The following is a 12,719-nucleotide window of genomic DNA, read 5'->3' as shown; positions in this document are numbered from 1 at the left end:
AATGCAACCATGACGCAGTTTTATAACGAATACTCCAAGGTATTAGTATCCGTGGATTGTATCATCTTCGGATTCAACGGAAGTAGCCTTCAAGTACTGATAGGCAAACGAAAGATGGATCCAGGACGTGGCGAATGGTCACTCTATGGTGGCTTCGTTGGCGCAGAGGAAAACCTTGAAGATGCAGCCAACCGAGTTATCTACGAACTCACTGGAATGCAAAGTCTCTATATCAGACAGGTGGGAGCATTCGGCCGCATCGACCGTGACCCGGGAGAACGAGTTATCTCAATCGCCTACTGTGCCCTCATCAATGTAGTAGACTACGATGATAGTCTCCGCATCGAACATGGATTGGAATGGGTAAGTCTGAACGAACTTCCAGAACTCTATTCTGACCACAGAACCATGATTCACGACGCCATCTGTCAGATTCGTCGTCGCATCAATCATGAACCGCTGAGTTTCAAGCTCCTTCCCAACCTCTTCACGCTGACACAGCTTCAACACGTGTTCGAGGCAGTAATGGGAGAAGAGATTGACAAGCGCAACTTCCGCAAGCGCGTGAAGGAAATTGACTTCATCGAGAAGACCGAACTGATTGATAAAATCAATTCGAAACGAGGTGCCGCCCTCTATCGCTTCAACAAGAAGGCTTATGAGGAAGACCCATCGTTCAACTTGAAATAGAATATAGACAGCTCTCTGAAACAGAGCACAATATAACTCTTTGAAATAGAATATTCAACTCAAACTAAATATATTATGTTAGAAGAATTAAAAGAAAAAGTGTTCAAGGCAAACCTTGACCTCGTAAAGCACAACCTCGTGCTCTTTACATGGGGAAACGTGAGTGGCATCGACCGTGAGAAGGGTCTTGTTGTCATCAAGCCATCAGGCGTTGACTATGACACCATGAAGGCTAGCGACATGGTAGTAGTTGACTTGGAAACCGGCAAGGTGGTTGAAGGCGACTTGAATCCATCTTCAGATACCCCTACCCATCTGGTACTCTACCGTGCATTCCCTGAGCTGGGCGGTGTGGTTCATACTCACTCTACTTATGCCACAGCATGGGCTCAGGCAGGTATGGACATCCCTAACATCGGTACTACTCATGCAGATTATTTCCACGATTGCATCCCTTGCACTGATGCAATGACAGAGGATATGATGGCTGAGTATGAATACAATACAGGTGTGGTAATCGTTGATCGCTTCAAGAAGGACAACATCAACCCAGTTCACACTCCAGGCGTATTGGTTAAGAACCACGGTCCTTTTACATGGGGTAAAGATGCAGACCAGGCAGTTTATCACGCAGTGGTAGCTGAGCAGGTGGCTAAAATGGCGTTCATCTCTTTCAGCGTGAATCCAAACACCACGATGAACCCATTGCTCGTAGAAAAGCACTTCAACCGTAAGCACGGTCCTAACGCTTACTACGGACAGAAGAAAAAGCAATAATCTCTGAACGAGATGGATGCTGACAGAAGAAAAAGCAATAAAAAAATAACAATAACAATATTTAAAACAACAAACAATCATGATTAAGGCATTTGAGAATTTAGAAGTATGGTTTGTAACTGGTGCACAGCTTCTTTATGGAGGCGAGACAGTTAAGATAGTAGATGGTCACTCAAAGGACATGGTAGATGGCCTGAACAACAGTGGCATCATCCCTATCAAGGTGGTTTACAAAGGCACAGCTAACTCTTCTGCAGAGGTAGAGGCTGTGATGAAGGCTGCCAACAACGACGCTAAGTGCGTAGGTATCATCACATGGATGCACACCTTCTCACCAGCTAAGATGTGGATCAAGGGCTTGCAGGCTCTCGAGAAGCCTCTCCTCCACTTCCATACACAGTATAACGCAGAACTCCCTTGGGATTCTATCGACATGGACTTCATGAACCTCAACCAGTCAGCTCACGGCGATATCGAGTTCGGTCACATCTGCACCCGTATGCGCATCCCTAGAAAGGTAGTTGTAGGTTACTGGAAGAGCGAAGAGGCTCAAAAGCAGATTGCTACTTGGGCTCGCGTAGCTGCCGGTGTAGCTGATGCTCACAACGTACGCTGCCTGATGTTCGGTATGAACATGAACAACGTAGCCGTAACTGATGGCGACCGCGTAGAGTTTGAGCAGCGCCTGGGTTACCACGTAGATTACTACCCAGTATCTTCACTCATGGAGTACTACAAGAAGGTTACTGATGCTGAAGCAGATGCACTCGTTGAGGAGTACAAGAAGGAATACACCATCAAGATCGATGAGTCTGGCGAGGAAGTATATTGGGAGAAGGTAAAGAACGCAGCTAAGGCTGAGATCGCTCTCCGTCGCGTATTGAAGGATGAGAACGCAGTAGCATTCACTACCAACTTCGATGACCTCGGCGATGCAAACATCGACGATCCAAACTTCTGCGGTTTCGACCAGATTCCAGGTTTGGCTTCACAGCGCCTGATGGCAGAGGGTTACGGTTTCGGTGCTGAGGGTGACTGGAAGACAGCTTGCCTCTATCGTACACTCTGGGTTATGAACCAGGGCTTGGAGAAGGGTTGCTCATTCCTCGAGGACTACACACTCAACTTCGCTGCCGACCGCACATCTAGCCTCCAGAGCCACATGCTCGAGGTTTGCCCATTGATTGCAACAGACAAGCCAAAGCTCGAGGTTCACTTCCTCGGCATTGGTATCCGCAAGCAGCAGACAGCTCGCCTCGTATTCACATCTAAGACAGGTAAGGGTGTTAAGGCAACAGTAGTTGACCTCGGCAACCGCTTCCGTCTCATCGCAAGTGAGGTAGAGTGCATCGAGCCAAAGACAATGCCTAAGCTCCCTGTAGCTTCAGCTCTCTGGGTTCCACAGCCATCATTCGAGATTGGTGCAGGCGCATGGATCCTCGCTGGTGGTACTCACCACAGTGCATTCTCTTACGATATCACTGCTGAGTACTGGGAGGACTTCTGCGAGATTCTGGGTATTGAGTTCGTTAACATCGACAAGAACACAACAATCAGCAGCTTCAAGCAGCAGCTCCGCAACAACGAGATTTATTACATGCTCAACAAGGCATTGCGATAATTAAAGTAAAGAGTTAAGAACAAAGGAAAAGAGTATTGAAATTCAATATTTTACCCTTTGTTCTTTACATTAAACATTTAAAAGAAATGAGCGCAAAAACTATTATAGAATCAGGTAAGGCCATTCTCGGTATCGAGTTTGGTTCTACCCGAATCAAGGCTGTCTTGATCGACACCGACAACAACCCTATCGCACAGGGTAGCTTTGAGTGGGAAAACCAGTTGGTTGATGGTTTGTGGACCTACAGCATCGACACCATCTGGAAAGGCTTGCAGGATTGCTACGCCGACCTGCGGAAGAACGTGAAGGCTGAGTACGACTGCGAAATCAAGCAGTTGGCTGCCATCGGTATCTCTGCGATGATGCACGGATACATGGCTTTCGGCAAGGATGAGAACATCCTCGTTCCTTTCCGCACCTGGCGTAACACCAACACAGCCCAGGCTGCTGCCGAGCTTTCAGAGCTCTTCCACTTCAACATCCCATTGCGTTGGAGCATCTCTCACGTTTATCAGGCTATCCTGAACGGTGAGGAGCACATCAACAAGATTGACTTCCTTACCACTCTCGCCGGTTACATCCACTGGCAGCTCACAGGCAAGAAGGTTTTGGGCGTAGGCGATGCATCTGGTATGCTCCCTATCGATTCCAACACCAACAACTACGATGCAGAGATGGTAGCTAAGTTCGATAAGCTCATCGAGCCTAAGAACTTGGGCTGGAAGATTCTCGACATTCTCCCTGAGGTACTGAACGCAGGCGAAGATGCTGGCGTATTGACCGAGGAAGGTGCAAAGAAACTCGACCCATCTGGCACACTCCAGGCAGGCTCCCCACTCTGTCCTCCAGAAGGTGATGCTGGTACAGGTATGGTAGCTACCAACGCTGTTCGTCAGCGCACTGGTAACGTAAGTGCAGGTACTTCTTCTTTCTCTATGATTGTATTGGAGAAAGCCTTGAGCCAACCTTACGAAGTCATTGATATGGTGACTACTCCAGACGGCAGCCCTGTAGCAATGGTTCACTGCAACAACTGTACTTCCGACCTCAATGCATGGGTAGGTTTGTTCAAGCAGTATCAGGAGTTGCTCGGTGTTCCAGTAGATATGAACGAGGTATTCGGCAAGCTCTACAACCACGCTCTTGAAGGCGATGCTGATTGCGGTGGCTTGATTGCTTACAACTATATCTCTGGTGAGCCTGTAACAGGTTTGGCTGAAGGTCGCCCTATGTTCGTTCGTTCAGCCAACGACCACTTCAACCTCGCCAACTTCATGCGTGCCAACCTCTACGCTTCAGTAGCTGTATTGAAGATTGGTAACGACGTATTGTTCAAGGACGAGAAGGTGCAGGTAGATCGCATCACAGGTCATGGCGGTTTGTTCAAGACCAAGGGTGTAGGTCAGCGTATCCTCGCAGCAGCCATCAACTCTCCTATCTCTGTAATGGAGACAGCAGGCGAAGGTGGTGCCTGGGGTATTGCCCTGCTCGCAGGCTATCTCGTTAACAACGATGAGAAGTTGAGCCTTGCAGATTACCTCGACAAGAAGGTATTCGCAGGCAATACGGGTGTTGAGATTGCACCTACAACAGAAGACGTTGCAGGTTTCGATAAGTACATCGAAACTTATAAGGCAGGCTTGGCCATTGAACAGGCAGCCGTAGCAAACAAAAAATAATCTAATAAAAAATAAGTATGTTTGTGGGGGAATTTTCCCTCACAAACGTATTATAAATAAAATATATCAATTCAACCCTATTTATAAACAAAACAAAACTTACACAAAATATGAACAGACTTTTCGCTACTGCTCTCTTATCTGCAACTGTAGCCTTCTCAGCACAGGCTCAGGACGTGACAGGTACAATCCATGCGAACCAGGGAACGCAGAAGATCAACCGAGAAATCTATGGTCAGTTTGCCGAACACCTCGGTAGCTGCATCTATGGTGGTCTCTGGGTGGGTCCGGATTCCAACATCCCTAATACCCAGGGATATCGCAACGACGTGCTCCAAGCCCTCAAGGACCTCAAGGTTCCTGTATTAAGATGGCCAGGAGGATGCTTCGCTGACGAGTATCACTGGATGGACGGTATCGGTCCTCGCGAGAAGCGCCCTAAGATGCAGAACAACAACTGGGGTGGCACCATCGAGGACAACTCCTTCGGTACTCATGAGTTTCTGAATCTCTGCGAGATGTTGGGCTGCGAGCCTTACATCAGCGGCAACGTGGGTTCGGGCACAGTAGAGGAGTTGGCTAAATGGGTGGAATATATGACCAGCGATGGCGATACTCCTATGGCCAAGCTCCGTCGACAGAACGGTCGCGACAAAGCCTGGAAGGTAAAATATCTCGGTGTGGGTAACGAAAGCTGGGGATGCGGTGGAAACATGCGTCCAGAGTACTACTCTGATCTCTACCGCCGCTACTCTGTATATTGCCGCAACTACGATGGCAACGAGCTTTACAAGATAGCATCGGGAGCCAGTGACTACGATTACAACTGGACCAAGGTATTGATGGACCGTGTAGGTCATCGTGCCAACGGAATCTCTTTACATTATTATACGGTAACCGGCTGGAACGGCAGCAAGGGTTCTGCCACCAAGTTCAGCAACGACGACTACTACTGGACCATGGGCAAGTGCCTCGGCATCGAAGATGTAATCAAGAAGCACGAAGCCATCATGGACAAGGCAGACCCAAAGAAGCAGATTGGTCTGCTCGTAGATGAATGGGGAACCTGGTGGGATGAGGAGCCAGGCACCATCAAGGGCCACCTCTATCAGCAGAACTGCATGCGCGATGCCTTCGTTGCCGCTCTCTCACTGAATGTCTTCCATCGCCATGCCGACCGCATCAAGATGGCAAACATCGCCCAGGTGGTTAACGTGCTCCAGTCTATGATTCTGACTGATACCAAGGGGACCGGCCACATGGTACTGACCCCAACCTACCACGTATTCAATATGTATAAGGACTTCCAGGATGCTACCTTCCTGCCAATGGATGTGAAGTGTGATTCTCTGGATGTTCGTGGCGACCAGCACGCCAAGGATGGCAGAAAGATTCCTATGGTATCTACTTCTGCAGCCAAGAAGGCAGACGGCACCGTGGTAGTTTCACTCGCCAACGTAAGTCTCGACAAGTCGCAGGAAATAGAGTTCAACCTCGATGGTCTGAAGGCTCCAAAGGCAGTGGCAGGACAGATTCTTAGCTGCAAGAAGGTGAGCGATTTCAACGATTTCGAGCACCCTGAGGTAGTGAAGCCAGCCACCTTCAAGGATGCGAAATTGAAGAAAAACACCTTGAAAGTGAAAATTCCTGCAAAATCTATCGTAGTTTTGAAAATAAAGTAGTATATTTGTAGGGTAATTCAATCAATTCATCAGCCCTTTCTTGGTTAAGGGGCTGATGAACAAACAGTTCCGCAAATCCATTGCACCAAGGAATGAGATGGCAGGAATGTTTCAGCAGAAATCAGTAGAAAATCTATAACAATAATAAATACATTATATTATGATGAACGACATTAAAGTAATGAATCATGCAGCAGATAATATCCGTATCTTGGCTGCTTCAATGGTAGAAAAGGCTAACTCTGGTCACCCAGGTGGTGCTATGGGTGGTTCTGATTTCATCAACGTGCTCTTCGCTGAGTACTTGGTTTATGATCCAGCAGATCCAACATGGACTGGTCGTGACCGCTTCTTCCTCGACCCAGGTCACATGAGCCCAATGCTCTATGCTGGTTTGGCTATGCGCGGTTTCTTCTCTATGGAAGACCTCAAGCAGTTCCGCCAGTGGGGTTCAGTAACTCCAGGTCACCCAGAGCTCGACCTTGAGCGTGGTATTGAGAACTCATCAGGTCCTCTCGGTCAGGGTCACGCCCTCGCAGCTGGTGCAGCTGTTGCAGAGAAGTTCCTCGAGGCTCGTCTGGGTTCTACTATGATGCAGCACAAGATCTACGCATACATTTCTGATGGTGCTGTAGAGGAGGAAATCTCTCAGGGTGTTGGTCGTATCGCTGGCAACCTCGGCTTGAACAACCTCATCATGTTCTACGATTCCAACGACATTCAGCTCTCTACAGAGTGTGGCGTTGTAATGAACGAGGATACTGAGATGAAGTACAAGGCTTGGGGCTGGAATGTCATCAAGATTAACGGTAACGACGTAGCTCAGATTCGTGAGGCTCTCGATGCTGCCCAGAAGGAGCAGGACCGCCCTACCCTCATTATCGGTAAGACAGTAATGGGTAAGGGTGCCCTCCGCGCAGACGGCACAAGCTACGAGGCTTGCATCAATACTCATGGTGCTCCTCTCGGTGGCGACGCTTACGTAAATACAATCAAGCACCTCGGTGGTGATCCTGAGAATGCATTCGTTATCTTCGACGATGTAAAGGAAATCTACGCTAAGCGTGCTGAGGAGTTGAAGAAGATCGTTGCTGAGCGCAAGGCTGCAGAGGCTGAGTGGCGCAAGGCTAATCCTGAGAAGGCTGCTCAGATGGATGAGTGGTTCAGCGGCAAGGCTCCTAAGGTAGACTGGAGCAAGGTTGAGCAGAAGGCTGGTTCAGCTACTCGTGCTGCTTCTGCTGCTTGTCTCGGCGTTTTGGCAGAGCAGGTTCCTAACATGATCTGTGCATCTGCTGACCTTTCTAACTCAGATAAGACAGATGGTTTCTTGAAGAAGACCAAGAGCATCGTTCGTGGCGATTTCTCTGGCGCATTCTTCCAGGCAGGTGTTGCTGAGTTGACAATGGCTGATATGTGTATCGGTATGATGCTCCATGGTGGTGTGGTTGCAGCAATGGGTACATTCTTCGTATTCTCTGATTATATGAAGCCAGCTGTTCGTATCGCTGCCCTGATGCAGGTTCCTGTTAAGTTTATCTGGACTCACGATGCATTCCGCGTAGGTGAGGACGGACCTACTCACGAGCCAGTTGAGCAGGAGGCACAGATCCGCTTGATGGAGAAGTTGAAGAACCATGCAGGTAAGGACAGCGTTCGCGTATTCCGTCCAGCTGATGCTGATGAAACTACAGTTTGCTGGAAGCTCGCTATGGAGAACGTTGATACTCCAACAGCTTTGATTTTCTCTCGCCAGGGCATCGCTAAGTTACCAGAGGGAACAGATTACGAGCAGGCAGCTAAGGGTGCTTACATCGTAGCAGGCAGCGACGAGAATCCAGATGTTATCCTGGTAGCTAGCGGTTCAGAGGTTTCTACATTGGAGGCTGGTTGCGAAGCATTGCGTGCTGATGGCATCAAGGTTCGCGTGGTAAGTGCTCCATCAGAGGGCTTGTTCCGTGGTCAGACTAAGGAGTATCAGGAGAGCGTATTGCCAAAGAACGCCAAGATCTTCGGTATGACTGCTGGTCTTCCTGTAACACTCCAGGGTCTTGTAGGCGCTAATGGTAAGGTTTGGGGTATGGAGAGCTTCGGTTTCTCTGCTCCTTACAAGGTGCTCGATGAGAAGCTCGGCTACACAGGCGAGAATGTTTACAAGCAGGTTAAGGATTTCTTGGCTGAGGCTTAATTAGAATAATTAGTTAGGATTCACTTAAAAAAATTAAGTATTATGGAAGTAAAGACAGTTGGTATTGCATGTGACCATGCAGGTTTTCCATTGAAGCAATTCGTATTGGAATATTTGGAGAAGAAGGGTTATCCTGTAAAGGATTACGGTACATACAGCGATGCAAGCGTTGACTATCCTGACTTCGGTCATGCTCTTGGCAAAGGCATTGAGAGCGGCGAGGTTTATCCAGGTATCGGCATTTGCGGAAGCGGCGAAGGTATCGCCATGACATTGAACAAGCATCAGGGTGTGCGTGCCGGTTTGGCATGGTGCAAGGAGATTGCTCATTTGGTTCGTCAGCACAACGATGCCAACGTATTGGTACTTCCTGGTCGTTTCATTGACAACAAGACCGCCGAGGCTATCCTCGACGAGTTCTTCACCACTACTTTCGAGGGTGGTCGTCATGAGCGTCGCGTTAAGAAGATTCCTGTTCAGCAGTAATTGTTGTGCAGAACAGAACATAGCCAAAGCCCCCATCCCGCTTGAAAAGCAGGCTGGGGGCTTTTTTTATTTAGTCTTAAGGCAAAAAATATTTTCCCTTAAGGCTAAATATTTTTTGCCTTAAGGGTAATTATATTCATGATTGATTTCTTCCTCAAGCAATCTACAGCTTATGTTACATCAATCCAAAATTATATCTCGCTTGAGCCAATTTTTATGTTTCTCATATTTATTTTATGCCTTTTTTATTTTTAAGTCCCACAGAAATCACTATTTTTTTAAAAGCTTAAAAGAAATATACAAAATAAGTACGATTGAATACAATATATTAAACATTGTTTCGTTCTTTAAATAAAAGAAAATAAAAAGTATGGAAAATAATCAGAAGAAATTCGGTGATATCCCATCATATATCAAGTGGAATGATGAAGTTAACAACCCAAGATTCATACCTGACGGAATGAACGAAGTAGAACGCAATATCAAGCGCATTGGCGATTTCTTAATGGCAGGAGTCAGCCTCGTGGTGTTCTCTCCGCTCTTTCTGGTATGCTATATTGCAGTAAAGAAAGAGGATGGTGGTCCTGCCATCTTCAAGCAGGAGCGCATCGGAAGATTCGGAAGACCTTTCTATATCTACAAGTTCCGTAGCATGAGAGTGGATGCTGAGAAGAATGGACCTCAGCTCTTTGGTCATAAGAAGGATACCCGCATGACTCGTGTAGGCGTGTTCCTCCGTGACCATCATCTTGATGAGTTGCCTCAGCTCTGGAATGTATTCAAGGGCGATATGGCTTTCATCGGTCCTAGACCGGAGCGAAAGTTCTATATTGATCAGATTATTGAGCACGATTCAAGATACCAGTTCCTGTATCAGATTCGACCAGGCGTCACTTCCTATGCCACCTTATATAATGGCTATACTGATACCATGGAGAAGATGTTGAGAAGATTGGAACTCGATCTCTACTATCTGGAGCACCGTTCCTGGTGGTTTGATGCCAAGATTTTGGTGAAAACATTCATCAATATCATTTTTGGAAAGAAGTTCTAAGTATTTGTAATAATTTATAAGTCTGATTTAGATATACAAAGAGTGCCAACCCGTGGAACACAGGTTGGCACTCTTTGTTTCATTAGGGGGATACAAAATCAGAACTTCTTAAAATAGAGCCGTAATGTTTCCGAGCGTAATATCATCTTATCGCTCTTGTACTTCTCCTTGAAGAAGGGTTCACGAAGATTATTGATACCATACAGACGGAGATCATCATTGACTACGATGATAGGAATGTCACCTCCATCCGGTCCATTGTCCTGATGCCAATTGTTCTTATAGGGAGTATGAACGATGATACTATCGGCAGTCTGGTCGAAGCGGAAATAACATCCACGTGGACCAACATCGGCATCATTGCAGGACAGCAACTTAAATTGTACTCCCCAGAAGATGCGACGCTTCGAGTAATCACACCAGCCACCCGTGGCTAGCGTATCTACCCGTTCGAGATGCCAATAGCCATCAAAATAACCATTGTCACTCGTTTCCAACGTACAAGAAGACATACCGAATCCCAGACTCAAAAACATGCAAACTGCCATAAGAGTTTTCTTCAGCTTCAACAGATTCATAGCCTTTCTGATATATCCTATTCTATTTTTCTTATTCATTTTACCTAAAATTATCATCACATAATTTCTTGTCTTACAGACGATTTTTTCTTACCTAAATTTCCCTTTTTGCTGACGGTGAGTTGGAAACCGGCATTGTGCCCCAGCATTTGATTGCTGCCGAAATCCATGCCATAGCCTGCCTTCATCGCCCAACCATGATTGAAGGCATAATTACCCTCAACCAGAAAACTAACGTTATGATGTTTCTTGGTGAACGGCTCGTTATAGGTTCCCCAACCTTTCTGGTAAGTAACCAGCGCACGGTAGCCGAATCTATCTGTAGGCTGACCATCGAAACCAAGATGGTAAGCTATGAAACGATTGTCTAACACCTCGATTTTTCCATTATCATTATAGATAGGTGATCGGTAAAGCGGATTGCCCATCACCTGTCCCCAATGCTGCCATCCGGTAAAAGTACCATGGTTGTAATAATCATCCGTTCCCGAAAGATGGTCGGGAATATTGATGGTACGGTCGTGATTATAAGGACCGCTCTGATATTTGGTATAGAGATATTCCACTACCACATTGCGCAACCACTTGCCATACTTGAAATTCAACTCAGTACCCAGCATGATATCCTTGAACGAATAGAGGAAAAAACGGGAGTATTTCTTCTGATTCCACTCATCCGGTCCTTCGCCATAACCATTATAATCGAGGAAGAAAAGTTGACTGTCGTCCTCAAAGAAATGATCGGCATAGAAGCCGAGTTTCCAGCTGTCGAAGTCATAGTTGAAGCGCATCACCCATGAACCCACTATATCACCAGCCTTATTGATGTATTCATTCTCGCCAGGATCAGCGCCACCTGGGAAAAACGCATGCCAGAAGCCAAGAAGACCTTTTTCTGATGGCTTCAATATCATCTCGCCACTCGGAGTACGGTAGTAAGGCTTGCCCCCAAACAGGTCTGCCATCTCTACCCCCATCTCCAGGCTCCAAGGACAGAATCTCTCCTCGCTGCCTATCTTCAGATAACCTGCCTTGCTATGATAGAGCACTTCGTCGGCATATTTCTGCTCTTTGTTCGTGAAGTCATGCTGCCAACTGTCATCGGTCATCATACCATAGGCGATGTGACCTTTCAGATGCACCCAACCATTGAATATCGGCAAGGTCCAATAATCGGGCAAGGCAAGGCGAACCTGAGGAACAGGGCGCGCATTGATGCCCAGCGTCTGGCTGCCACTTGACAAAGACTGATTCTTGAGTTCCAGCGGATATTCCTTGGCACCCACGCTCAACACGCCATGAAGCCAGCGGGCCTCAACAAAAGCCTGCTGCACGATGGCATGACTGGTATAATTAACGGGAGCCACCACATCCACACCATACCCCACCGCCCAGCGGCGGGCAGAATCAGCAGCAAGAGGGCGAATCACGTTCACCCGCATATAGCCATTCCGCTCATCGAGCGAACTCAAGCCATACTTGTTGGCATTGAGCCAAAGTGGAGTTTTCCCCTTCGACAAGGAGCCTTGCATCTCCACCCCATACTCCACCCCCTTGCAGAGATTGAGTTTGCCTGGGTCTACGTCTTCTTCCGGCCACAACTCCTGGGCAGTGACGTGGACTGGCAGAGCACAAGCCGCCAAGTATATTGCTATCTTCTTCTTCATCAAGTTGCGAATATGATTAAAATAAACTACTTCTAAATGTTATCTCTTGAATATATTCCTTATCCAAAGCCTAAGCACTATTAACTGCTTGACCTTAATAAAATGCAAAAGTAAAACAAATATTGCGTACTGCCATACTTCTTTAACAATCATTACGAATTGTTATACTATCAACTGATTTTACGTTCAAAAATCAGAAGGAAATCAAAGAGATTGAAAGTTGAAAAGAAACATTTCATTTTCCCAACGATTGTTAAAAATAAGCTAATCAGATAAACCATCTGAAAAAAAATCAATCAA

General features: G+C 46.8%; 10 protein-coding genes. 8 read left to right on the top strand and 2 right to left on the bottom strand.

All coding sequences use genetic code 11. The annotated features are described in order from the left end of the window. The first annotated feature begins 9 nt into the window (after positions 1-9). The 8 genes from V8Z93_RS09340 to V8Z93_RS09305 all read left to right on the top strand — a co-directional run bounded on the left by V8Z93_RS09340 (position 10) and on the right by V8Z93_RS09305 (position 10,174). Positions 10-690, top strand: a complete 681-nt coding sequence (locus V8Z93_RS09340) for an NUDIX hydrolase (protein WP_439431336.1) — start codon at positions 10-12, stop codon at positions 688-690. Between the two features lie 75 nt (positions 691-765). Then, positions 766-1,467, top strand: a complete 702-nt coding sequence (locus V8Z93_RS09335) for an L-ribulose-5-phosphate 4-epimerase (RefSeq protein ID WP_439431335.1) — start codon at positions 766-768, stop codon at positions 1,465-1,467. A gap of 79 nt (positions 1,468-1,546) precedes the next feature. After that, entirely contained in the window at positions 1,547-3,088 is a 1,542-nt protein-coding gene (araA, locus tag V8Z93_RS09330; RefSeq protein ID WP_439431334.1) for an L-arabinose isomerase, read from the top strand. 86 nt (positions 3,089-3,174) lie between these two features. Then, positions 3,175-4,767: a xylulokinase gene (locus tag V8Z93_RS09325; RefSeq protein WP_439431333.1), complete on the top strand. Its 1,593-nt coding sequence runs from the start codon at positions 3,175-3,177 to the stop codon at positions 4,765-4,767. Between the two features lie 110 nt (positions 4,768-4,877). Then, positions 4,878-6,449 carry an alpha-N-arabinofuranosidase gene (locus tag V8Z93_RS09320; RefSeq protein ID WP_439431332.1) on the top strand — a complete coding sequence of 524 codons (1,572 nt, stop codon included), beginning with the start codon at positions 4,878-4,880 and terminating at the stop codon, positions 6,447-6,449. 163 nt (positions 6,450-6,612) lie between these two features. Further along, positions 6,613-8,634 carry a transketolase family protein gene (locus V8Z93_RS09315; protein WP_439432846.1) on the top strand — a complete coding sequence of 674 codons (2,022 nt, stop codon included), beginning with the start codon at positions 6,613-6,615 and terminating at the stop codon, positions 8,632-8,634. 42 nt (positions 8,635-8,676) lie between these two features. Next, entirely contained in the window at positions 8,677-9,120 is a 444-nt protein-coding gene (rpiB, locus tag V8Z93_RS09310) for a ribose 5-phosphate isomerase B (RefSeq protein ID WP_203038494.1), read from the top strand. 460 nt (positions 9,121-9,580) lie between these two features. Then, positions 9,581-10,174: a sugar transferase gene (locus tag V8Z93_RS09305; RefSeq protein WP_439432845.1), complete on the top strand. Its 594-nt coding sequence runs from the start codon at positions 9,581-9,583 to the stop codon at positions 10,172-10,174. 98 nt (positions 10,175-10,272) lie between these two features. On the opposite strand, the gene V8Z93_RS09300 is transcribed toward V8Z93_RS09305, so the two are convergent. Both V8Z93_RS09300 and V8Z93_RS09295 read right to left on the bottom strand, forming a co-directional pair. Beyond that, positions 10,273-10,791, bottom strand: a complete 519-nt coding sequence (locus tag V8Z93_RS09300; protein WP_238405111.1) for a lipocalin-like domain-containing protein — start codon at positions 10,789-10,791, stop codon at positions 10,273-10,275. 17 nt (positions 10,792-10,808) lie between these two features. Further along, positions 10,809-12,419, bottom strand: coding sequence for a capsule assembly Wzi family protein (locus tag V8Z93_RS09295; RefSeq protein ID WP_439431331.1), 1,611 nt, complete (start codon positions 12,417-12,419; stop codon positions 10,809-10,811). Between the last annotated feature and the right edge of the window lie 300 nt (positions 12,420-12,719).

Origin of the sequence: Segatella copri (assembly GCF_051861805.1) — a bacterium.
Lineage (GTDB): Bacteria > Bacteroidota > Bacteroidia > Bacteroidales > Bacteroidaceae > Prevotella > Prevotella copri_M.
This window is presented reverse-complemented; position numbering and strand designations above follow the sequence as displayed.